The organism is Streptomyces sp. NPDC058221 (assembly GCF_042882365.1).
Classification (GTDB): domain Bacteria; phylum Actinomycetota; class Actinomycetes; order Streptomycetales; family Streptomycetaceae; genus Streptomyces.
The window spans coordinates 37,352-60,184 of the sequence record NZ_JBHVWF010000026.1; the positions used below are offsets into that span (position 1 = coordinate 37,352).

Genomic DNA, 22,833 nt, shown 5'->3' on the forward strand with positions numbered 1-22,833 from the left:
TTGGGGGTGGGACGGCGAGGTCAGTGGCCGAGGGCGGAGAGGACCGCGTCGGCCATGCCCCTGTGGCCGGCCGTGTTCGGGTGGAAGCCCGCACCGTCGCCCGTGTCCGCCGGTTCGATCCAGCGGACACCCGCCGGCTCGCAGGCGTCGTGTCCGACGGATCGCCCATAGGTGTCGACGTATCCGGCGTCGTAGACGTTGGCCTGCTGCGCCAGCATCGTGTTGAGGTACTTTTCCTTGTCCCGGAACCAGCCTAAGTCGCCGTCCGCCAGCGGAACCTCCGACCGGCAGGGCGTGCCGTCGTCCGGCAGAAGGGCGGGATAGCCGACCAGCAGGACCCTGGCCTGCGGGGAACGGGCGTGGATCTCGTTCAGCACCGCGTCGATCTTCGGTGCGGTGGCGTTGATCCTGGAGTCGATCCCGTCCGTACCGATCAGGTTGAAGCTGTGCTTGCAGGGCGATCCGTGCGGCGCCAGGTAGGCCACCAGGACACATCGGGTGATCGCACCCGTCAGGTCGAGATCGTTGCCACCGATCCCCAGGGTGACCAGCGTGGTGTCGGGGCGCAGGGCGTCGAGCTGAGGCGGCGCGGACTCCTGCCGGCCTGTCATATGGGTGGTGTCGGCGCCGGCGCACGTCACATCGGTGAAGACCTCGGCTCCGACCGCGCTCGCCACGAGTGACGGGTAGTTCCGGTCGGAACGGCCGCAGACGGTATCGGTCTGCTGCGGGATTCCCGGCCCGGAACTGTACGAGTCGCCGAGGGCGACGTAGTGGGCTCCCGTGTCTGTCGGCCCGCCGGCCGGTGCTGCGATGCCCGGCGACGCGGCGCCGAGCAGCAGTGCGACCGTCGCAGCCGCGGCGAAGGCCGACCGGGTGGCGCCTGCGCGGACGCCGTCCCGCCGCAGGGCCGGAACCGGATGCTCCGCCTCTCGGCGCGCCGGGATGGATGACCGACCGGATACCGACATGACCGTTCCTCGATTCGTGGCAGAGCGGAGCCGACAGCCGGGCAGCGGAAGACAGCTCACCGAAGCCGGCCGCCCGATCACAAAAACCGTACGATGATCGGTTTCTGGCCGTCAATAGTCCCGCAGAAAAGAAGTTCCGGCAGCCAGGAGGCCCGCCGCAGCGGCAGGCTCGAACCCTTGACAACCCAAAACCGATCACCATACGTTTTTGGGTCGCATGCCACCCTGCTCCCGTTCGCGGCAGCGGACCGGCGCGGCCGCACGTCCCCACCTGCCACGCCGCACTTCCGGTCACCCCTCTACGAAAGCCCGACAGGTACGCCGTATGACTCAGCAAGACCCGTCCAGCCCGTCCACCGCAATCGCCCTCTCGCTTGCCGAAAGGGCATCGCTCACCAGCGGGGCCGGTGACTTCGTCACCCACGAGTCGGTGGTGGCCGCCGTTCCGGCCGTCACCGTCTCCGACGGCCCGCACGGTCTGCGGCTGCCCAAGGAGAGCGGTGACGGCGGCCAGCTCGACCTGCACAGTGCCGCGCCCGCGACCTGCTTTCCGCCCGCCGTCGCCCTCGGCAGCAGCTGGAACCCGGACCTCGCCGAGCAGGTCGCGGGCGCGATAGCCGCCGAAGCCGTGGCCCATGGCGTCGGCGTCGTGCTCGGCCCGGGCATCAACATCAAGCGGTCGCCCCTGTGCGGACGCAACTTCGAGTACTTCTCGGAGGACCCCCTGGTATCGGCCGAGCTCGGTGGCGCCATGGTGCGCGGCCTGCAGAACGCCGGGGTGGGGGCGGCCCTCAAGCACTATGCCGCGAACAACCAGGAGACGGACCGGATGCGGGTCAGCGCCGACATCGACGAGCGGCCGCTGCGCGAGATCTATCTGCGCGCCTTCGAACGCGTCGTGCGCCGGGAGCGGCCCTGGTCGGTCATGGCTTCCTACAACGGTGTCAACGGCGTTCCCGTGTCGGAGAACAGCCGCCTGCTGACCGGCATCCTGCGGGGCGAGTGGGGTTTCGACGGGATCGTCATGTCCGACTGGGGCGCGGTACGCGACAGGGTTGCCGCCCTGCGCGCCGGACTCGACCTGCAGATGCCCGGCACCGGCGGGCGTACGGACCGCGAGGTCGTCGCAGCCGTGGAATCGGGCGCCCTTGACCGCGCGGTTCTCGACCGTGCCGTCGACCGGCTCGTCCGTTTCGCCCGGCGCACCACCGCCCCGGCCCCCTCCCCCGGAGTTGGCGACGCGGCCGTCCGGCACCGGCTCGCCGGCCTGGCGGCGGACCAGTGCATCGTGCTCCTGAAGAACGAATCGGCGCTGCTGCCGCTGGATCCGGCCACCGGCAGTGTGGCCGTCATCGGCGAACTCGCCCGCACCCCGCGGTTCCAGGGGGCCGGCAGTTCACAGGTGACCCCGACCCGGCTCGACGTGCCCCTGGACAGCCTGCGCGAACAGGCCGAGGGCGCCCATGTGCGCTTTGCCGCCGGCTATCCCTTCCCCGGCCCGGAGGACGAACCGGAGACGGACGCCGGCCAACTGGCCGAGCAGGCCGTTCGGCTGGCGGAGGACAGCGGGGCGGTGGTGCTCTTCCTGGGGCTGCCTCCGCAGGACGAGTCGGAGGGCTTCGACCGCGACCACATCGATCTCCCGGCCGCCCAGATCAGCCTGCTGGAACGGATCCTGTCGGTCAACTCCCGTGTGGTGGTGGTGCTTTCCAACGGCGGCGTGGTGCGTACGGCCCCCTGGCAGGAGCAGGTGCCCGCGCTGGTGGAGGGATGGCTGCTCGGACAGGCGGGCGGGGGCGCGATCGCCCGGGTGCTGTTCGGGACGGTCAACCCGTCCGGCAAGCTCGCCGAGACCATCCCGTTGCGTCTGGAGGACTCCCCCAGCCATCTCTCGTTCCCGGGCGAGGAAGGCAGGGCCCGGTACGGCGAGGGGATCTTCGTCGGGTACCGCGGCTATGACGCCGGGCGCCGCGAGGTGGCGTTCCCCTTCGGCCACGGCCTCTCGTACACCACGTTCGGCTATCGCGGCATGGACGTGACCGAGGCCGGCGAGACACTTCGCGTCGCAGTGACCGTCACCAACACCGGATCCCGGGCCGGCCGAGAGGTCGTCCAGATCTACGGCAGCGGCCCGGCGGACTCGCGGATCCTGCGGCCCCTACGCGAACTGCGCGGCTTCGCCTCGCTCTTCCTGGAACCCGGCGAGAGCCGTGACGTCGTCGTGGAGCTGGCACGCCACGATCTCGCGTACTTCAGTGAGCGGGAGAACGGCTGGAAGGTCGAGGGCGGCACGTACCTCATCGAGGCCGGCGCATCCTCACGCGATATCCGCACCTCGGCCGAGGTCACCGTCCAGGGGGATCCCTCGGGGCTCCGGCTGACCGGCCGCAACACCCTCGCCGAGTGGCTCGGCCACCCGGTGGGCGGGCCACTGCTGCTCGACCGGTTCGCCCGGGCCCGCTCGGACGCGTCCCAGGAGGGGCCCGGAGCCATGGCCGATCCGGTGATGCGGCGGTTCCTCGCCGATGTGCCGCTCGACGTCATCTGTGAGTTCCCGCAGAGCCCCGTACCACCGGAAGGCCTGGCCGAGCTGTCCGATGCGGTCGAGGCACGCCGTACGGCCGGCCCGGCAGAGCGAGGTGTCTGACATGGCCGGGCAAGCGGCGGTGAGCGGGCGGGTGGCGCCCGGCTGGGAGGCGGTGCGCGACGCGTTCGCCGAGGGGCAGGCGGACGACCCCGGAGCCGCGCAGCTGGCCGTCCACCATCACGGGCAGCTGGTGGTGGACCTGGCCGCGGCCGGCCGGAGACCGGCCGAAGGGGCGCCTTTCGGGCCGGAGTCGGTGGGTGTGCTGATGTCGGCCACCAAGGGACTGGTCGCCGTCTGCGCGCATCTGCTCAGCCAGCGCGGCGTCCTGGACCTGGATGCCCCGGTGGCCCGCTACTGGCCGGAGTTCGGCGTGGCGGGGAAGTCGGGAACCACCGTGGCCGACCTGCTCACACACCGGGCCGGGCTGCCCGCGTTCTCCTCCGGCGGTGTGGGGGTGGGGCTTCCCGGACTCTATGACTGGGACGCCCGGGTCGCCGCACTGGCGGCGATGCGGCCGGTGTGGGAGCCCGGCTCCGCGTATCTGTACCACGCCCTCACGTTCGGCCACTTGGTCGGCGAGGTGGTCCGGCGGGCAGCCGGTATGAGCGTCGGCGCGTTCTTCGCGGCGGAGGTGGCGGGCCCGCTGGGCCTCGACCTGTGGATCGGGCTGCCGCCGGAGGAGGAGCACCGTTTCGTACCGCAGTTCTCCGTGCGGCCTGCTCCTTCACCGGCGCAGATCGCCGGATTCATCGAGGGTCTCGGACTGTCGCCCGACGACGGGCTGCACGCCGCACTCCGTGCGTCGGCGGCGGAACTGGCCGCGGTGACCGACGGGCTGACAACCTGTCGGGGCCGCAGTGCCGAGCTGCCGGGTGCCGGTGGCATCGGCAACGCCAGGTCCCTGTCCCGGCTGTACGCCGCACTGACCGGGCCGGTGGACGGCGAACGGCTGCTGTCCCCGCTGACCGTGGACCGGGCCCGGGCCCCCCGGAACGACGACGTGGCGCCGCCACCGCCGCTGGACGGCGGCGACGGCTCGGGCCGCACCCGGTTCGGGCTCGGATTCGAACTGCCCCGCCCCGGGCTGCCCATGCTGGGCGAGGGCTCGTTCGGGCACGCCGGGGCGGGCGGCCGGCTCGGCATGGCCCGTCCCGAGAGCGGTCTCGCGGTGGGGTACGTATGCACCGCGATGTCCTGGGAACCGGCAGCGGGCCCCGATCTGCGCTGGACGGGCTGGACCGATGCCGTACGGGCCGCGGCCCAGGCACAGGGCTGACCGGTACAACGCGGCAGGGGGCGGAGCCGGTGTCGTCCGGCTCCGCCCCCTCCAAGGCCTGCTGCGGCGCGCTGACCCGCTCAGGAAGCCTCCGGCCCCTGACCCGGATCGAGAATCGCCAGAAGGTCCTCCACGGGCTGCTCCATGTCCGTCGAACGGTCGATCAGCCACTGCAGCTGGACGCCGTCGGCCACCGCGATCAGGAGCAGAGCCAGCCGGTCGGGCGGCACGAGGGTGCTGATCCGCCCCTCGTCCACGCGTCCTCGGACGAACGCCGCCACCCGGTCGCGCAGCACCGGGTAGCGCTCGGCGAAATGAGGGTGCGCCGGATGTGCCGGATCGCCGGCCGCGGCAGCCATGGACACGAAGAGCTCCACAAGGCCCGGGGTTCTTGCGGCCTCCCGGATGATCTCGCGATAACTCTGCGGATCGCCACGTTCCACCTGTCGCACCCTGGCCGTCTCGTCCCGCACCCGCAGCACCTGTGCGAGCAGGTCCTCCTTCGAGTCGAAGTAGTGCATCAGCCCCGGCAGGCTCAGACCGCATTTCGCCGCCACCTTGCGCAGCGAGGTGCCGCGGTAGCCCTCGGCGGCGAAGATCTCCAGTGCGGCGTGCAGAATCTCGCCGCGCTTGGCCTCGCCCTTCTCGTACGGGCCCCGTTTCGCCACGCGGGCCGCCTATCGCGCAGAGGCGACGGAAACCGGGCCGGGCTCCTCGGCACCGGGCAGCCGCCTGGCCCGCGACAGGGCGCCCAGCCATCGCGCGGACCCCTTCGGGGAGCGGGCGAACGTGGTCCGGTCCACCGCGATGAGCCCGAAGGTGGGCCGGTAGGTGCCCCACTCGTAGTTGTCCAGCGCGCTCCAGTGCAGATATCCGCGTACGTCCACGCCGTCCCGCATCACGTCGGCCAGGCTCGCCAGCGCGCGCCGGGTGTAGTCGATGCGGCGCTCGTCGTCGCCGGTGGCGATGCCGTTCTCCGTCACCACGATCGGCACGTCGGGGCCGACCACGTCCGCGGTGTGCCGGACCGCTTCGCCGAGCGCCTCGGGGTAGATCTCCCAACCGGTCAGTGTGGTCTCGGTACCGGCCGGCAGCGGCAACGCCCCGTCCGCGCCCATGCGGTGACGGGTGTAGGCCTGGACGCCGATCCAGTCGTCGTCGCGAGCCGCGTCGAGGAAGACGTCCTCGCGTGGCCAGGCATACGCGTTCACCGCCGCCTCGGCACCGGGTTCGGCCTGGTAGACCTGGTTGGCGACGGTCCAGCCGACCTGCAGGTCCGGGTCCGCGGCCTTCAGAACGGCCGCAGCGGCCCGATGTGACCGGATCAGCGCCCGCACCACCTCGGGCTCGGGTTCGAACGAGGCCGGATCGACAGCTGCGGCGCCCTGTTCCCGCGCGGTGTCCGGACCATGAGCGATGCTCTGCCAGCCGTGCTGCGCCGCGTGGCGCTTCAACGCGTACATCAGGGCCATGATGTTGGGCTCGTTGATCGTGGCGACGTAGCGGACCCCGTCCCGGAGGATCTCGGTGGCCGTGCGCGCGTATGCCGCGAACAGTTCGGGCGCCTGCGGTGCGGACCAGCCCCCGAGATCGCTGAACCACTGCGGCGAGGTGAAGTGATGGAGCGTCACCACCGGCTCCAGACCACGCTCCCGCGCCCCGCGCACCATGGCCCGGTAGTGCTCGACGGCCGCCCGCGAGACCGCGCCCGGCCGGGGTTCGATGCGGGCCCACTCGATGCCGAACCGATAGGAGTCGAATCCGAGGTCGCGCAGCAGATCCATGTCCTCGGGCCATCGGTGGAAGCTGTCCGCCGCATCGCCGCTGGGCTCGGTGACGAAGCTGTCGGGATGGTTCTCCAGAGTCCACCAGTCGCTGGTGACGTTGTTCCCCTCGACCTGGTGGGCGGAGGTGGACGCTCCCATGAGGAAGCCCTCCGGCAGAGCGAGACCGGGTCCGGCCGGGTTCGCCATCAGGGGTGCTCCTTTCCATCGGAGACGGGCTCGGCCCGCACTCCACAAAAAGCGTTCATTGATCGGTTTTCGTGTTAGCGTACAGGCGGCAGCGACCCCGGAGGAAGAGGCGGCAGGGCCGAACTCGATCCGGGCCGGCTCGCACCTCAGGGATCCGGGACGCGGAACCGACGACGCCGTTCCGGCCCCTGGGCCCACCGCACACAGGGAGCAATCCATGAATGCCGTCATCCCGCAGCCCACCACTTCCCCGGCCACAGGCGTCGGCCCGGGAGAGCTCAGCGCAGCCGGCCCGTGGCGGGTGCGTGCGGCCGACCCGGCTCTGGAGCCGGTCGCCGAAACCCTGCGGGCGCTACTCGCCCCCCATCTGCCGGACCGTCTGCTCCAGGCCGGGACCGCCGCACCGGGCGCCGGGGAACTGGTTCTGACCCTCGACGACTCACCGTCAAACGCGCCTCGTACCACCGTGGGCGTCGCCCCGGACGGCGCTCCGGACCCGGCCGACGAGTCCTACCGGCTCACGGTCGCAGCCGGCTCCATCACCTGCCGCGCCGGCACCCACGAGGGCGTCTTCCGCGCCGCCACGACCGCCGCCCAACTGATCATCACAGCCCCCGAAGGCGGCACACTCCCCTGCCGGGAGTTCGCGGACGCCCCCCGCCACGCCTGGCGCGGACTCCTGCTGGACCCCGCCCGAGCCTTCCTGCCCCCGGACGAGCTGCGTCGGCTGATGGACCTCGCGGCGCTCTACAAACTCAACGTGCTGCACCTGCATCTCACGGACAACGAGGGCTGGCGCATAGAACTGCCGGGCACGCCCCGGCTGACAGAGCCCGGCGAGGACGGCACGGCGGGCGATTTCTACACCGTTGCGGAATTCCGCGAACTGCAGGAGTACGCGGCCCGCCGCTTCATCACCGTCGTACCCGAGATCGATCTGCCGGGGCACTGCGGCACCCTCCGTGAAGCCGTGCCCGGACTCCGCGAGGCCCCGTCACCTCCCGGCCTCCGGGCGCGGTTCCCGTTCCTGCCGCCCCTGGACCTGACCGACGAAGAGACGCACACGGCGGTCGGCCGCATCCTCGCGGACGTCTGCCGCCTGACGACCGGCCCCTTCGTGCACATCGGAGCGGACGAGGCGTTCGGCGCCACTGAGGAGAGCTTCGCCGCCTCCGTACGCGAACTGCGCGCGCTCGTACGCGCATACGGTAAGCGCCCGCTCGGCTGGCAGGAGTCGTCCCGGGCCGGGGTGGAGCCGCAGGACATCGCTCAGCACTGGGTGGACGTACCGATGATGGACCTCCCGGACACACAGGAGCAGCTCGCGAACCGGCCCGAACTCCTGGCCGCAGGACACTCCGTCGAGTTCATCCAGGCCCTGAAGACGTTCTTCGCTCCCACGAACGACGACGTCGGCCGGGTCATCGCGGGAGGCGGCCGGCTGCTCCTGTCTCCTCAGTCCCACCTCTATCTGGACCGCCCGTACGCGGCGGAGTTCGCCCCGCCCGAGCAGGCCGAGGCCGCGGGGGCTCTCGGCTTCGGCAACTACCGCCCGTCGGGCGTCCGGCACACGGCGGCGTGGGAACCCGCGCTCTGCGGGGTCCCCGAGGCAAGCATCGCGGGTGTGGAGGCCACCGTGTTCGCGGAGCGGTTCAGGGGCCTCGACGACGTCACCGTGCTGCTCCTGCCCCGGATCGCCTCGGTGGCGGAGGCGGCCTGGTGCGGGCGGGCGCCGGAGTGGGCGGAGTACCGCACACGGCTGGCTCACCACGGCCGCGTCTGGAGCGAACGCGGTCTGGCCTACTTCGCCACCACCGAGGTCCCCTGGCGCTGACCGCCGCTCCCCCGGTGCGCACGGCGCGCCTGCGGGCGGTCGAGTGCGTCGATGAGCCAGTCGTGGCCCGCCTGGCCCACGGACACGGTGTTGGTCAGGGATCCCAGCCCCTCGACGGTCGTCTCGACGAGGTCCCCGGCACGGAGGCTGAAGTCGAGGCCGGGCACGATGCCTGTGCCGGTGGACAGGACGGCGCCGTCGGGGAAGGGCTGGCAGCCCCACAGGTGTTCCACCAGCCCCTGCGGGGACCGGTGGAACGCCGCGGTGGAGGTGGTCGCGCGGTACACGGCCACCTCGTCCCGCCACACGGCGAGGGTGATCTCCAGTGCGTCGGGGGCAGCGATTTCCCAGGCCGGGACGATGGCCGACGAGACGGCCGCGCTCCCGGCGTAGATCTTGGCCTGCGGCAGATAGAGGGGGTTCTCGCCCTCGATGGAACGTGAGCTGACGTCGTCGACGATCAGGTAACCGACCGTCTCACCCGTCCGGTTGAGGACGAGGCCGAGTTCGGGCTCCGGGACGTTGAGCTCCGAGTCGCTGCGGACGGCGATCGGCTCGCCGTCCGTCACCAGGCGCCACGGCAGCGCCTTGAAGAAGAGTTCGGGGCGCTCGGCCTCGTAGACCCGCTCGTAGACCGACTGCTCGGTGCTCTCCTCGACCCGGGCCTCCCGCGATCGTTCGTACGTCACGCCCGCGGCCCACAGCTCCGTCAGTCCGTCCACCGGGGGCAGGATGAGCACGGTGTCCTCATCGGTGTCGGGCCGGCGGCCGGCAGCCTCCTCGACGAGAGAGCGCAGCCGGTCCAGCGGCAGCCGCAGCAGGTCGGCGACGCGGGGCGTGCCGAGGCTCCTGATGCCGCCGGATCCATCGGAAATCCCGGTCCGGACACTTCCGTTGTCATCGGCGAATCGGACGATACGCGTCATGCGTGGTCCCCTCTCCTGAGGCCGGTTGCGGTCGTATGCGGTAGGTGCGGGGCGGGAGACGGTCCGGTCACGACGGGACCGGTCCGCCGGTCGACTCCCTGGCCCGGAGGGACGTACGCAGGACCACCGTCTGCAGCGGCTTGTCCGCGCCCGCGATGCGTTCCTGCAGAAGTCCCGCTGCCGTGAATCCCAGCTCGTACGAGGGGAGTTGGACCGAGGTGAGCGACGGGGTGACCAGCTCGGGCCAGGGGACGTCCCCGAAGGAGAGCAGTCCGGTGCGCGGGGGCTCCCGGCCCGCGTCGCGCAGGGCCGCCAGGGCGCCCACCGTCATGAGGTTGTTCGCCACGAACACCGCGTCCGGGGGCTCGGGCAGGGCGAGGAGAGCCTCCATCGCGGCTCGCCCGCCCTCGACCCGGAAGTCGCCGTGGCAGACGTATTCGGCGGGCGGCCGGCCCTGCCCGGTCTCCCGTTGGTGGTCCTGGAGCGCCGCACGGTATCCGGCGAGCCGCTCGTCGGACGTGGAGGCGCCCTCGGGCCCGGCGATGCAGGCGATACGCCGGTAGCCGCGGGCGAGCAGGTGTGCGGTGGCCTCCTCGCCGCCGTGCTGGTTGTCCATCATGACGGCGTCGACCGAGGCTCCTCGGGGACGCCGGTCGACCGCGACGACCGGGGTGCCGCGATCGACGAGCACGGAAAGGTCCGTGCGGTGGCGGGACGCGGCGGCGACGATGACACCGGCCATCTGCTCGGCCGCGGCGACCTCCAGATAGCGGTGCTCCTTGTCGACGTCCTCGTCCGTGTTGCACAGCACCACGGAGAGGTTCGTCTTCTGCGCGGCGTCCTCCACCCCCCTGGCGAGGGCGGTGAAGAAGGGGTTCCCGATGTCCGGGATGATCAGACCGATGACCGAGGCCCGCTGCGTCCGCAGGGAGCGGGCGACCCGGTTGGGGGCGAAGCCCAGCGCGGCCGCGGTTCTGCGGACGTTCTCAGCCCGCTCCGCCGTCACCCGGCCGCCGTTGAATACACGCGACACCGTCGCCGGGGAGACCCCGGCCGCACGCGCCACGTCGTAGATCGTCGCCACTGCCCTCTCACTCAACCCCTCGTCCGGGCGCGGGCGGTGGCCTCGCGCTGCTGTGCCGGTCATTGTCCGCTCCAGTCGTACGAGCGGTCGGGCCGGTCCCTCGCTCAGGTTCCCGCGCATCCTCTTGACAGCGTCTGGCGGGAAACCTACGTTCCCGTGAAACGGATTTCAAGATGTCCCCGTCAAGCCCTCATGCGGGAGACGTGTTCCGTACCCACAATGCAGGACATTCATGGAGGGCCTCCCCCTCCTACCTCATGAAATCGATTTCACGACGGAGCTTTGATGAGCATCGCCCCCGGACTGGCCGGACTCGCCCGTACCACCAGCGCGGTCACGCGTTCCATCAGCGCGGAGAACGTCACCGGAGCCAAGGGATCCGGCGGCATGGCGACCGACGGCACCGGAGCTCTCGCCGCCGGCCGGCTGGGACGCGGCTGGAAGATCTCCCCGAGCATCGACATCGCGGCGGGCGAGACCGTTGTGCTCGCCGACATCGACGGACCCGGGACCCTCACCCACATCTGGTGCACCACGGCCCCGCACGCGGCCTGGCGCCAGACGCTGCTGCGCTTCTACTGGGAAGGGGAACAGACCCCCGCGGTCGAAGTGCCCCTCGGCGACTTCTTCTGCAACGGCTGGAACGTCTTCAGCCAGGTCAGCTCCATCCCGGTGGCGGCCAACCCGAACGGAGGCTTCAACGCCTACTGGCCGATGCCCTTCCACCGCAGGGCCCGGATAACGCTGGAGAACCTGGCCGCGGAGCAGATGACGCTCTACTACCAGATCGACTACGAGCTGGGCGAAGTGCCGGACGACGCCGCGTACTTCCACGCCCAGTGGCGGCGCAGCAATCCGGTGACACCCGGCACCGACCACACACTGCTGGAGGGCGTCGAGGGCGTGGGCCAGTACGTCGGCACCTATCTGGCCTGGGCCGTCAACAGTCCCGGCTGGTGGGGCGAGGGAGAGCTCAAGTTCTTCCTGGACGGGGACGAGGAGTGGCCGACGATCTGCGGCACGGGCACCGAGGACTACTTCGGCGGAGCCTGGAACTTCGACGTCCCCGGCCAGGGCTACACCGCGTTCACCACGCCGTATCTCGGCCTCCACCAGATCCTCGCGCCGGACGGGCTCTACGACAGCCAGCAGCGTTTCGGAATGTACCGCTGGCACGTCCTCGACCCGGTCCGTTTCCGGGAGGACCTGCGGGTCACCGTGCAGTGCCTCGGGATCGCCCGGGGCCACGGGAGCGGCCTCCCGCACCGCTACCGGCAGAACCACGACGACATCGCGTCGACCTCCCTCTTCTATCTGGACCGGCCCGCGAGCGCGTCCCTTCCGGCCACGCCCGGACTGCTGGAACTCGAAGTCGACACACACATGTAGCCGCAACCGGGCGTCCGTGGCAGCCCGCACCCCGGCGACCGCAGCTTCGCCCGGCACACACACGCATCACCCGGCCGGCCCGCCCGGCACCCGCACCATCCCCGGACAGGCACGCACACACACAGAGAGACGGGAGCACGCCATGCTCCAGCACGGCAACGGCGCCGTCGTCCCGGCTGCGCCATCACGCCGCCGCTTCCTCGGCACAGCGGCAGGGGGCGCAGCGGCAGCTGCCGCCGTACCGCTGCTCACCGGTTGCGGCGGCTCGGCCAAGGCCGACAGCGGCACGCTCAAGTTCTGGCACTTCTACGACTCCCACTCGTCCGACCCGGCGATGCGGGGTCAGGCGAAGTGGTTCAACGACCTGATCAAGGACTGGAACGACACCCACGACGTCAAGGTCGAGCCGTTAGTCGTCCCCGTTATCAGCTTCCAGGGCTCGAAGATGGTCACGGCCTTCGCCTCGGGGACGGGCCCCGACATCTTCCTGCTCAGCCCCGGCGACTTCCTGCGCTACCAGAACGGGGGCATCCTCGCGGATCTGACGCCGCACATGGACAAACAGGCCGTCGCGGACTACGGGACCGCGCTGACCAGCCGCATGGTCGACGGCAAGGTCTACGCCCTGCCCATGGAGGTCGAGCCGCTTGCGATCTTCTACAACGTGCCCAACTGGGAGCGGGCGGGTCTGTCCGAGGCCGACATCCCCACCACCTGGGACCAGTTGCTCGACGTCGGCGACAAGCTCCGCGCCAAGGGCGGTGGAGCCGGTCTCGTCTTCGAGACCGATCCGGGCTACTTCCAGAACTTCACCTGGTACTGCTGGATGTGGCAGGGCGGCGGAGACGTCCTGGACAAGAACGGCAACGTGGCGTTCGACTCCAAAGCGACCCGGCAGGCTCTCGCCCTCTGGCAGGACGCCGTACGTCACGGCATCACACCGCGTACGAAGCCGGCCGCCGGCGACCAGCTGAGCGCCTTCAAGGCGGGTCAGGCCGGTATGTGGCAGAGCGGCATCTGGATGGTCTCGACCTTCAAGGTGGCCGCGCCCAAGCACAAGTACGGAGTCTTCAGGCTGCCGACGCCGCCCGGCGGCCGGTACGTGACCGCTCTGGGCGGCTGGTCGTTCTGCGCCAGCACCCAGTCCCGCAACCCCGATGCCGCGGCCGAGTTCTGCGGCTGGGCGCTCGGGCGGATGAACGAGCAGTCCGTGAACCGGACCGTCACCTGGTGCACGGGCGTCAAATCCGATGTGTCGCCCCGCAGTTCGGCGCTCAAGTCGGCGACCGGCAAGGGCGGCTACGACTCCTGGGCCATGAAGAGGTTCAAGGACGACATCTTCCCCGGTGGCAGGGCCGAACCTCGCTACCCGCCCGTCGTGTACAAGGCGATCTCGGACGCCGTCCAGGCCACCATGCTCGGCGGCAAGGGTGTCGACGGAGAGGCCGACCGGGCCGCGCAGACCATCGAGGCATACATGAAGAGCTACCAGGGGGCGAGCCTGATATGAGCAGCATCGCAACCCGGCGGCAGCCGGCTGCTCCCGCGTCCGCCGCCGCGGAACAGCCCGTGCGACGCACGATGAGCCGCAGACACCGGGAGTGGCTCGCGGCCGGGCTCTTCCTCCTGCCGGACGGCCTGGGCCTGTTCGTCTTCGTGGTCCTGCCGATGTTCTTCTCGGTCTTCCTGAGCTTCTTCCAGGTCTCCGGCTTCGGCTCGTACCAGTGGATCGGCCTCGGCAACTACGAGCGGATGTTCAACGACCCGTACTTCTGGTCCTCCATGCTGGTGACCGCGAAGTACGTGGTCATCATGGTGCCGGTGCTGTTCGTGGTCAGTCTCGGGCTCGGCATCCTGATGAAGCAGAAGCTTCCGGGCATGGCCGTCTACCGGACCGCGCTGTTCATGCCGTACATGCTCAGCCTGGTCGTCGCGGGCCTGCTGTGGAAGTTCATGTTCGACGAACAGACCGGCGTCGCGAACAAGGCGGTCGGCAAGCTGGGCATCGAGCCCCAGTCCTGGCTGGGCGACCCGAACCTCGCCCTGTACTCCGTCATCCTCGTCACGGTCTGGTACATGATGGGGTACTACATGATCATTTTCCTTGCGGGTCTCAACGAGATCCCCAAGGAGTACTACGAGGCGGCCAAGATCGACGGGGCCGGGGCATGGACCTCCTTCCGGAAGATCACCTGGCCGCTGCTGCGCCCGACGAGCTTCTTCGTCCTCCTCATGACCACGGTCGCCGCCATCACCGGCACCTTCGACCTGGTCTACGTTCTGACGGCCGGCGGTCCGGCCAACGGCACCGCGGTGGCGATGTTCTACATCTACCAACAGGCCTTCGTCTTCGGCGAGTACGGCTACGCCTCGGCCCTCGGCACCTTCCTGGTGCTGATCATGATCGTGCTGTCCTGGGTCATCTTCAAGCTCACGAAGGGCGGGAGGTTCGACGATGGCGAGTGAAACCGTCACCCCGGTCCGCAGGCGCGTCGGCAGGCGTGGCGGGCTCACGGCCCTCGCGGTCGTCCTGTCGCTGCTCAGCCTCTTCCCGGTCCTGTGGATGATCTCCTCGTCCTTCAAGACACGGGCCACCGTCACCGACGGGAAACTGCTCCCGCAGGACTTCACCTGGGACAACTTCACCTACGTCTTCACTCAGGTGCCGTTCGGCCGCTGGCTGCTGAACAGCTTCGTCATGGCCGCCGTCATCACGGTCGCGGCGCTGTTCTTCCACTCCATGGCCGCGTACGCACTCGCCCGGCTGAGGTTCCCGGGCCGCGACTCGATCTTCGCGGTCATCTTCTCGACGCTGCTGATCACCGCACCCGTGATCCTCATCCCGCTGTTCATCATCGTCCGCGAGCTCGGAATGCTGGACAGCTACGCGGGCCTGATCATCCCGCTCATCTTCAACGCGTTCGGGATCTTCCTGCTCCGCCAGTTCTATCTGGGGATACCCAAGGAGCTGGAGGAGGCGGCGATCGTCGACGGCTGCGGCTACTGGCGGGTCTACTGGAACGTCGTCCTGCCGCTCTCACGGCCCATCCTCTCGGCGCTGGCGGTGTTCTTCTTCCTCGCGAACTGGAATCAGTTCGCCTGGCCGCTGGTGTCCACGAGCAGCGCCGACCTCACCGTCACCCAGGTCGGAATCGCCTCGTTCACCAGCCAGTACGGCGCGAACTGGAACTACATCCTGGCCGCCGCCGCAGTCGCCGTACTGCCCATGCTGGCGCTCTTCCTCGTCTTCCAGCGCCAGATGGTCGAATCCATCAAGACCTCCGGCCTGAAATGAACCGGTCCCCCTGGCGGCCATCGACCGAGAAGTGGTGCGTGCATGCCCTCCTCAGCAGTCATCGGTGTGGACATCGGAACGTCGAGCAGCAAAGGCGTCCTGGTGGGCCTCGACGGCACCCTGCTGCACACAGCCGTCCGCGAACACTCCGTCGACCGCCCCTCTCCCGGGCACGTCGAAATGGACGCCGACGTGTGGTGGGACGAATTCGTCTCCCTCAGCCGTGAGCTGACGTCGGCACACGACACGGATGTGGTCGCGGTGGGCGTCAGCGGCATGGGGCCCTGTGTGCTGCTCACCGACGCCGACGACGACCCCCTGCGCCCCGCGATCCTGTACGGCGTGGACACTCGCTCCGGCCGTCAGATCGAGCGGCTGGAGAAGGAGCTGGGCGCCGAAGAGATCGCCCGCCGCTGTGGCTCGCGGCTCTCGACCCAGGCCGCCGGCGCCAAGGTGGCGTGGGTCGCCGAGCAGGAACCGGAGCTCTTCCGACGGGCCCGCAGGCTCTACATGCCCAGCTCCTGGCTGGCCCGCAAGCTCACCGGCGCCTACGTCCTCGACCATCACTCCGCCAGCCAGAGCACCCCCCTCTACGACACCCTGGCCCGCGACTGGTACGCCCCTTGGGCCGACCGGATCGCCCCGGGCGTCGAACTCCCTCCGCTGAGCTGGTCCGGTGACGCTGCAGGCAGGGTGACCGCCGAGGCCGCACGCCTGACCGGCCTGCCGGCGGGCATCCCGGTCACCACGGGGACGATCGACGCCTGGGCCGAGGCGCTGAGCGTCGGCGCCCACGGCATCGGCGACCTGATGCTCATGTACGGCACGACGATGTTCCTCGTGCACACCGTGCCCGGACTCCTGCGCGACCCCTCACTGTGGAGCACCGTCGGCGCCCTGCCCGACACCCGCAACCTGGCCGGCGGGATGGCCACATCCGGCGCCGTCACCGGCTGGCTGCGCGAACTGTTCGGCGGCGACGACTACCGTCAACTGCTGCGGCTGGCACAGGAGTCCGGCCCCGGAGCGGGCGGCCTGCTGATGCTCCCGTACTTCGCCGGGGAACGAACCCCGGTCACGGACCCACGGGCGCGCGGCGTCATCGCGGGTCTCACGCTGTCCCACACCCGAGGTGACCTGTACCGGGCCGCCCTGGAGGGCACGGCGTTCGGAGTACGGCACAACATCGAGGCGATCGGGGCGGCCGGCGGGGACATCCGCCGCGTCGTCGCCGTCGGCGGCGGCACCCAGGGGCGTCTGTGGACCCAGATCGTCTCCGACGTCACCGGCAGATCCCAGGAGGTGCGCACCACCACCGTCGGCGCCTCGTACGGCGGAGCACTGCTCGCCGCCCAACTCGTCACCGACGCCCGCATCGACACCTGGAACCCGGTCGAGGAAGTGGTCACCCCCCGTCCGGAGGTGACGGCTCGCTACGACGAGCTGTACGCCCTGTACCGCGAGCTCTATCCGGCGTCGTCCCACGTCGTGCACGCTCTGGCCGATCTCCAGACCCGCTGAACCACAGGAGAGCCCCGGCCCGACGCCTCTTTCCGGTCCTGCCGGGGCAGCCGACCCATCCCCTTGCGCACACCTTTGGAGCATCCGCATGTCCTACGTCGTCCCACAGCCCGTCACCCCGCCCGCTGCCGAGCCCGGCGTCGTGTACACCGTCGCCAGCGGTGATCTGCGCCCTGCGGCCAACGTCACCGGATGGCCCTCCCAGCAGAAGCTCGAAGCGGATCTGGCCGCCGCGCTCACCGACCTCGGCCGCACGGTGCGCCGCGGCCACCCCGTCGACGAGGAGAAGGGGCACGGCTTCATCGACAGCCAGCGCGCCGGCATCGAGGTCTTCGGCCAACTGCCGCCGGACGCCCCGCTGATCGTCGTCGAAGGAGTCTGGCAGTACAGCCACCACGTGCTGGCCGGGCTGCGCACCCACCGTGGGCCCATACTCGTCGTCGCCAACTGGAGCGGTGAATTTCCGGGCCTGGTCGGCCTGTTGAACCTGACCGCGAGCCTCACCAAGGCAGGCGTGTCCTACTCGGCACTGTGGAGCGAGGACTTCACCGACGCGTGGGCCCGCGACGGTCTGCGTACCTGGCTGGAGACCGGGGTCCTCACCCACGACACCTCGCATGTGCGGCCGCTGCCCGCGTTGCCGGGCGACGCGGAGACCGAGCTGGGTGTCGCCCTCGCCCGTCGGCTGCGTTCGGAGAAGGCCATCATCGGCGTCTTCGACGAAGGCTGCATGGGCATGTACAACGCGATCATCGACGACGAACTGCTCAACCCGCTGGGCATCTACAAGGAGCGTCTGTCGCAGAGCGCTCTCGTCGTCGAGATGAACAGGGTCACCGACCAGGAGGCCCAGGCCGTACGCGACTGGCTGGACGCCGCCGGCCTGACGTTCCACACGGGCGCCGACGAGGCGACGGAACTCACCGACGCGCAACTGCTCAGCCAGTTCCGGATGTACATCGCCGCGCTGCGCATCGCCGACGACTTCGGGCTCGACGCCGTCGGGATCCAGTACCAGCAGGGCCTCAAGGACACCGTCCCGGCAAGCGACCTCGCCGAGGGCCTGCTCAACAACGTGGAGCGTCCGGCGGTGTTCTCCCGCGACGGCTCCCGGGAGCTGTACCCGGGCGCCCCGCTGCCGCACTTCAACGAGGTCGACGAGGGCGTGGCCGTCGACTCGCTGGTCACCAACCGGATCTGGACCGCGATGGGGATCGACCCGGCGACGACCCTGCACGACATCCGCTGGGGAGAGGAGTACGACGGCCGGTTCGTCTGGGTCTTCGAGATCTCGGGCTCGGTGCCCGCATCGCACCACGGTGGCTACGACAAGTCGTGGTCGATGCGCCAGCCGCCGATGTTCTTCCCGCTGGGCGGCGGCACCCTCAGCGGGGTCTCGAAGCCGGGGGAGATCGTCTGGTCACGCGTGTTCATCATGGACGGCTCGCTGCACGTGGATCTCGGGCGGGCGAGCGTGGTCCCGCTGCCCGAGGAGGAGACCAGGCGGCGGCTCGACGCCACCAACCCGCAGTGGCCGATCATGCACGCGGTCCTGCACGGAGTGACGCGTGACCAGTTCATGGCCCGCCACAAGGCGAACCACCTGAATGTGGCCTACGCCCCCGATGCCGCCACAGCGGACAAGGCCCTGCGGGCCAAGGCCGCACTCTTCGCCGAACTGGGACTCCAGGTCCATCTGTGCGGCGACGTCCGGCTCTGACCGGCGATCGGAGCGTCCGGGGGCGGCGGCGCCTGCCCTGCCCGGGCGCCCGACCGCCCCTTTCCCCGACCGGGCCGGCGGGACGGCCCCTCGCCCCTCACCTCTCACCGGCCGCGAGCAAGGCCGGTGGCCTCCCAGGCCGCTTCGATCATGCGGAAGATCTCGTCAACAGCGGCCTCCGGATCGGCCGCCTCGCGGCCCAGCGAGTGGGCGTCGACCACGAACCTCGCGATCGTCCGGCAGGCCGTCGTGGCCGGTGGCAGGCCGAGATCGGCGGCGATGGCCGTTCCCAGCGACTCCGCGTGGCGCAGCCGCATCGACTCCTCGTACTCCCGCAGTGCGGGTGACGCGTCGACCATGTGCCAGATCGGGGCGGCGCTGTCCGCCGTGCAATGCCGCACCATGGCCTGCATCTCATGACGCAGCGCGGGAATGAGCGGCTCGTCCGGCGGCCTGCCGATGACCGCCTGCGCGAGGCGGTGCTCGAAGTTCTCGTCCTGCTCGAACACCAGGGCCTCTTTCGAGGCGAAGTGAGAGAAGAGCGTGGTGACGGCCACGTCGGCCTCGGCGGCCACGTCACGGATGCCCACCGCGTCGTACCCACGTTCCAGGAAGAGCCGCAGGGCGGCTTCTGCGATCTTCTGGCGGGTCGCGGCCTTCTTGCGCTCTCGGCGTCCGGACGGCTCAGTCATCCCCCGACGCTACCAAATACAAAGCCGCAACCGTTCTTAAACACTAACGGTTAGTGCTACGGTCGCGGGTATGAAAAAGGTGAGCTTCGCCGAGTTCGGCGGTCCGGACGTTCTGCAACTCATAGACACCGAGGAGCCCCACGCGGGCCCCGGTCAGGTGCGCATCGCCGTACGGGCGGCGGGCGTGAACCCCGTGGACTGGAGGATCCGTGAGGGCCAGGTCCTGGGGGCCCATCCGGTGTCGCTGCCTGCCGGCGTCGGGCAGGACGCCTCCGGGGTGGTGGACGAGATCGGTGACGGCGTCGAAGGGGTCGCGGTGGGCGACGCCGTGTTCGGCGAGGGACTGAGCACGTACGCCGAGTTCGCCGTGCTGTCAGCCTGGGCCCGTATGCCCGAGGGTCTGACGTTCGAGGAGGCGGCCGGGTACCCCTCCGTGGTGGAGACGGCGCTGCGGATCATCCGTGAGGTGGGCGTACAGCCCGGGCAGACGCTGCTGGTCAGCGGCGCGTCCGGTGGAGTCGGGTCGGCGGTGCTGCAGATCGCAGGCGCACGCGGCATCAGGGTGATCGGGACGGCCGGCGCCGCCAGCCAGGAGTATCTGCGCGGTCTGGGGGCCCTGGCCACGACGTACGGCGAAGGCTGGGTCGAGCGGGTGCGGCTGCTCGGCACGGTCGACGCGGCACTCGATCTGGCCGGCTCGGGCGTGATCCGCGAGCTCGTCGAACTGACCGGGGATCCGCAGCGGGTCGTCTCCATCGCCGATCTCGATGCGCCGAAGTCCGGTGTCCGGTTCTCCGGCGTGGCCGGGAGCGTGCCCGATGCGCTCGCCGAGGCCGCCGGGCTCATCTCGCGGGGGAAGCTCCACATTCCGGTCGACACGTCGTACACGCTCGCCGGGGCCGGGGCCGCGCACATCGACAGCCAGGCCGGTCACACGCGCGGACGCCGGGTCATCGTGGTCCGCGCTGCGGATGCTCTGCCCGCCGGCGAGGCTGCCGGGTAAGGGCTGTCCCGTGATCCACCAGGGATTACGGGACAGCCCTCAGGGGCGGGGGCGGCTGCGGATCCTGTGGCGGTGAGCGCTGACGCCCCGGACCGTGCCAGGATGCTCGGCATGTCTGGTCGCGCACTGAGTTTCGGGGCAATCGCGGAAGCGTACGAGCGCTTCAGGCCCGGATACTCGGTGGAGCTCTTCGACAGAGTGGCGGCGTATGCGGGGCAGCCGGTCCGGACCGCCCTTGAGATCGGTGCCGGGACGGGCAAGGCGACCCGCCTGTTCGCCCGGCAGGGCGTCAGCGTCACCGCCACCGAGCCCGACGGGGACATGCTCGCCGAACTGCGCAGACACGTACCGGCGAGCGTCAGGACGACGCAGGCCGCGTTCGAGGATCTGCGACCTGGTGAAACGTACGGCCTGGTCTATGCGGCAGCGGCCCTGCACTGGACGAAGCCGGAAGGCAGGTGGCTACGGGTGGCCGCCTTGCTGGAGCCGGGCGGCGTCTTCGCCTCCTTCGGCGGGCCGATCCATCTGGCCGACCCGGTCGTGGCCGACTCCGTTCGCACCGCACGGGCACCGTTCCTGGAGGACGACGACATTCCGTCACCGGACGGGACACCTCCGGAGCACGCCATGCAGTGGCCGGGTACGGAACTCCGACGTTCCGAGTGGTTCACCGATGTTCAGCAATCGCTGGTCGAACGCCGTCTGACGATGGGCGCTCGTGATTACGTCGGCCACCTCTCGACGATCTCGGCCTATCTTGTGCTTCCGGCCCAGGAGCGCGAGCAGGTATTCGGCCGGATCATGCGAGTCCTGCCGGAGACGGTCGAGCTCGTCGCCGACGTGACCGTCCATCTCGCGCGGCGGCGCTCCGGCCAGTAGCAGGGGGCAGGGCGCGGCGCCGGAGACGACAGGTGGCGGCTGCGCGACCCGGGCTGTTCCCTTGCACCATGACAACCCGGGCGGCTTGCGAAGAGCAGCCGTTGTTCGCAGAACCGCGCCGGCCCTGTCCGCTCCGAAACGGGGTTGATCATGTCCAGCACCGAGGACTACCCGGAATCGGCCGGCGCCGAGTCCCGCACACTGGCCGGCCTGGAGACGCGGTTGGTGGAGTGCCGCGCCTGCCCGCGCCTGGTGGCCTGGCGCGAGGAGACCGCTCTCGTCAAACGTGCCGCGTTCCGCGAATGGGAGTACTGGGGACGTCCCGTACCCGGGTTCGGACCGGCGAACGCCGCCATGGTGATCACCGGGCTGGCGCCCGCCGCACACGGCGGGAACCGCACCGGGCGGATGTTCACCGGCGATGTGGCCGGCGACCTGTTGTTCGCGACGCTGCACGAGCTCGGACTGGCCTCCCGGCCCACGGCGACGCACCGGGGCGACGGCCTGGAACTGTACGGGGTGAGGGTCACCGCGCCCGTGCACTGCGCGCCGCCCGCCAACCGCCCCACGACCGCCGAGCGCGACACCTGCCGTCCCTGGCTGGCCCGGGAGTTGCAGCTGCTCCGACCGACGGCCCGGTCCGTCGTCGTGCTCGGCGGCTTCGGCTGGCAGGCCAGCCTGCCGGCCCTGCGGCAGGCAGGCTGGGACCTGCCTCGCCCGCGTCCGCCATTCGGCCACGGCGCACGGACGACGCTGGCGTCCACGGACGGGTCCGCTGACGCGCTGACGGTGTTCGGCTGCTACCACGTGAGCCAGCGCAACGTGTTCACCGGCCGTCTCACCCCGGCGATGCTGCGCGAGGTGCTCGCACAGGCCGCGCGCACAGCCGGGCTCCCCGTTCCATGACTGGGTGTACGCCCTCCGGAGGCGGGGGCACCCGGGGACGGGATGCGAATGTCGGGGGGCGGACGGCAGCTCGTTGTCGTGGGGACGGCGCTGGTGTGACGTGGTTCACGAGTCGCCGATGTCAGTTCCGAGTGAGCTGCACGGTCTTCATTTCGGACGCCCCCACGCTGACACGTAGCCCCCTGGAGTTTCGCCATGAAGACCCTGATCGTGTGCACCTCCGTCTCCCACGGCAACACCAAAAGGATCGCCGACGCCATGGCCCCCACCCTGGACGCCCACGTCGTGTCTCCGCAGGACATCGCTCCGACAGAGCCCGCCCGCTATGACCTGGTCGGCTTCGGCTCCGGAATCTTCACGCGGTCGTTCCACCCCGCACTGCGAGGGTTCATCGAGGGACTTCCGCAGGAGCCGGACGAGGTGCCGAGGCATTCATTCGCCTTCGCGACCAGCGGCTTCGCCGAAGCGGGACCCCAGCGCTTCTTCCCTCCTCTGGTCAAGGCGCTTCGACTGAAGGGCTTCGAGACAATCGATACCTTCTCCTGCCGGGGCTGGGACACCTTCCTCCCTTTCAAGCCGTTCGGCGGAATCCGGAAGGGCCGTCCCGATGCCGGCGATCTGGAACTGGCGCGGGCGTTCGCGCAGCGGCTGCGCAGCCGGATCGATGTCTGAGCAAATAGAGAGGTATCCAGACAAGACGCGAGTTCCATCGATGCGGTCCACCGCAGTGGCACCACGGCACGCCAGGGGTGTCATAAATATTTTCTGACACTCAAA

19 protein-coding genes are annotated in these 22,833 nt (G+C 70.1%); 13 read left to right on the top strand and 6 right to left on the bottom strand.

Going from position 1 to position 22,833, the window contains the following annotated elements:
- Positions 1–20: 20 nt before the first annotated feature.
- On the bottom strand, positions 21–971 hold the full coding sequence (locus ACFVW8_RS11670) for an SGNH/GDSL hydrolase family protein (protein ID WP_389688597.1): 951 nt from the start codon (positions 969–971) through the stop codon (positions 21–23).
- A gap of 325 nt (positions 972–1,296) precedes the next feature.
- On the opposite strand from ACFVW8_RS11670, the gene ACFVW8_RS11675 reads away from it, so the two are divergent.
- Entirely contained in the window at positions 1,297–3,618 is a 2,322-nt protein-coding gene (locus tag ACFVW8_RS11675; protein ID WP_389688599.1) for a glycoside hydrolase family 3 C-terminal domain-containing protein, read from the top strand.
- 1 nt (position 3,619) lies between these two features.
- Positions 3,620–4,834 carry a serine hydrolase domain-containing protein gene (locus ACFVW8_RS11680; protein ID WP_389688601.1) on the top strand — a complete coding sequence of 405 codons (1,215 nt, stop codon included), beginning with the start codon at positions 3,620–3,622 and terminating at the stop codon, positions 4,832–4,834.
- An 80-nt stretch (positions 4,835–4,914) separates the two neighbouring features.
- On the opposite strand, the gene ACFVW8_RS11685 is transcribed toward ACFVW8_RS11680, so the two are convergent.
- Both ACFVW8_RS11685 and ACFVW8_RS11690 read right to left on the bottom strand, forming a co-directional pair.
- Positions 4,915–5,502, bottom strand: a complete 588-nt coding sequence (locus tag ACFVW8_RS11685) for a TetR/AcrR family transcriptional regulator (protein ID WP_389688603.1) — start codon at positions 5,500–5,502, stop codon at positions 4,915–4,917.
- Between the two features lie 9 nt (positions 5,503–5,511).
- On the bottom strand, positions 5,512–6,807 hold the full coding sequence (locus ACFVW8_RS11690) for a glycoside hydrolase family 1 protein (protein WP_389688605.1): 1,296 nt from the start codon (positions 6,805–6,807) through the stop codon (positions 5,512–5,514).
- 217 nt (positions 6,808–7,024) lie between these two features.
- Between ACFVW8_RS11690 and ACFVW8_RS11695 the strand changes: the two genes are divergently transcribed.
- The gene (locus ACFVW8_RS11695) at positions 7,025–8,641 is read left to right on the top strand and encodes a family 20 glycosylhydrolase (RefSeq protein ID WP_389688607.1); all 1,617 of its coding nucleotides are present in this window, start codon (positions 7,025–7,027) and stop codon (positions 8,639–8,641) included.
- Here ACFVW8_RS11695 and ACFVW8_RS11700 read toward each other — a convergent pair.
- Both ACFVW8_RS11700 and ACFVW8_RS11705 read right to left on the bottom strand, forming a co-directional pair.
- On the bottom strand, positions 8,608–9,567 hold the full coding sequence (locus ACFVW8_RS11700) for a fumarylacetoacetate hydrolase family protein (protein WP_389688609.1): 960 nt from the start codon (positions 9,565–9,567) through the stop codon (positions 8,608–8,610). The genes ACFVW8_RS11695 and ACFVW8_RS11700 overlap by 34 nt on opposite strands.
- A gap of 67 nt (positions 9,568–9,634) precedes the next feature.
- The gene (locus ACFVW8_RS11705) at positions 9,635–10,651 is read right to left on the bottom strand and encodes a LacI family DNA-binding transcriptional regulator (protein ID WP_389688611.1); all 1,017 of its coding nucleotides are present in this window, start codon (positions 10,649–10,651) and stop codon (positions 9,635–9,637) included.
- Between the two features lie 285 nt (positions 10,652–10,936).
- Here ACFVW8_RS11705 and ACFVW8_RS11710 point away from each other — a divergent pair, with 285 nt between their 5' ends.
- The 6 genes from ACFVW8_RS11710 to ACFVW8_RS11735 all read left to right on the top strand — a co-directional run bounded on the left by ACFVW8_RS11710 (position 10,937) and on the right by ACFVW8_RS11735 (position 18,576).
- Complete coding sequence (locus tag ACFVW8_RS11710; RefSeq protein ID WP_389688613.1) at positions 10,937–12,040, top strand: glycoside hydrolase family 172 protein; 1,104 nt, start codon at positions 10,937–10,939, stop codon at positions 12,038–12,040.
- A 142-nt stretch (positions 12,041–12,182) separates the two neighbouring features.
- Complete coding sequence (locus tag ACFVW8_RS11715; RefSeq protein WP_389688615.1) at positions 12,183–13,550, top strand: ABC transporter substrate-binding protein; 1,368 nt, start codon at positions 12,183–12,185, stop codon at positions 13,548–13,550.
- A complete protein-coding gene (locus ACFVW8_RS11720) occupies positions 13,547–14,506 on the top strand; it encodes a carbohydrate ABC transporter permease (protein ID WP_389688617.1) in 960 nt (319 codons plus the stop codon). The genes ACFVW8_RS11715 and ACFVW8_RS11720 overlap by 4 nt, the downstream gene beginning before the upstream one ends.
- Positions 14,496–15,335: a carbohydrate ABC transporter permease gene (locus ACFVW8_RS11725; RefSeq protein ID WP_389688619.1), complete on the top strand. Its 840-nt coding sequence runs from the start codon at positions 14,496–14,498 to the stop codon at positions 15,333–15,335. Before ACFVW8_RS11720 ends, ACFVW8_RS11725 begins: the two co-directional genes overlap by 11 nt.
- Before the next feature lie 42 nt (positions 15,336–15,377).
- Positions 15,378–16,856, top strand: a complete 1,479-nt coding sequence (locus ACFVW8_RS11730) for an FGGY-family carbohydrate kinase (protein WP_389688621.1) — start codon at positions 15,378–15,380, stop codon at positions 16,854–16,856.
- Between the two features lie 88 nt (positions 16,857–16,944).
- On the top strand, positions 16,945–18,576 hold the full coding sequence (locus ACFVW8_RS11735) for a fucose isomerase (protein WP_389688623.1): 1,632 nt from the start codon (positions 16,945–16,947) through the stop codon (positions 18,574–18,576).
- A 104-nt stretch (positions 18,577–18,680) separates the two neighbouring features.
- On the opposite strand, the gene ACFVW8_RS11740 is transcribed toward ACFVW8_RS11735, so the two are convergent.
- On the bottom strand, positions 18,681–19,268 hold the full coding sequence (locus ACFVW8_RS11740; protein ID WP_389688625.1) for a TetR/AcrR family transcriptional regulator: 588 nt from the start codon (positions 19,266–19,268) through the stop codon (positions 18,681–18,683).
- Between the two features lie 70 nt (positions 19,269–19,338).
- On the opposite strand from ACFVW8_RS11740, the gene ACFVW8_RS11745 reads away from it, so the two are divergent.
- The 4 genes from ACFVW8_RS11745 to ACFVW8_RS11760 all read left to right on the top strand — a co-directional run bounded on the left by ACFVW8_RS11745 (position 19,339) and on the right by ACFVW8_RS11760 (position 22,728).
- Positions 19,339–20,271 (top strand): NADP-dependent oxidoreductase, encoded by a 933-nt coding sequence (locus tag ACFVW8_RS11745; protein WP_389688627.1) that lies wholly within the window; start codon positions 19,339–19,341, stop codon positions 20,269–20,271.
- Between the two features lie 111 nt (positions 20,272–20,382).
- Complete coding sequence (locus ACFVW8_RS11750; RefSeq protein ID WP_389688629.1) at positions 20,383–21,150, top strand: class I SAM-dependent methyltransferase; 768 nt, start codon at positions 20,383–20,385, stop codon at positions 21,148–21,150.
- A 150-nt stretch (positions 21,151–21,300) separates the two neighbouring features.
- The gene (locus tag ACFVW8_RS11755) at positions 21,301–22,056 is read left to right on the top strand and encodes a uracil-DNA glycosylase (RefSeq protein ID WP_389688631.1); all 756 of its coding nucleotides are present in this window, start codon (positions 21,301–21,303) and stop codon (positions 22,054–22,056) included.
- A gap of 195 nt (positions 22,057–22,251) precedes the next feature.
- Complete coding sequence (locus ACFVW8_RS11760) at positions 22,252–22,728, top strand: flavodoxin family protein (RefSeq protein ID WP_389688633.1); 477 nt, start codon at positions 22,252–22,254, stop codon at positions 22,726–22,728.
- Positions 22,729–22,833: the final 105 nt, after the last annotated feature.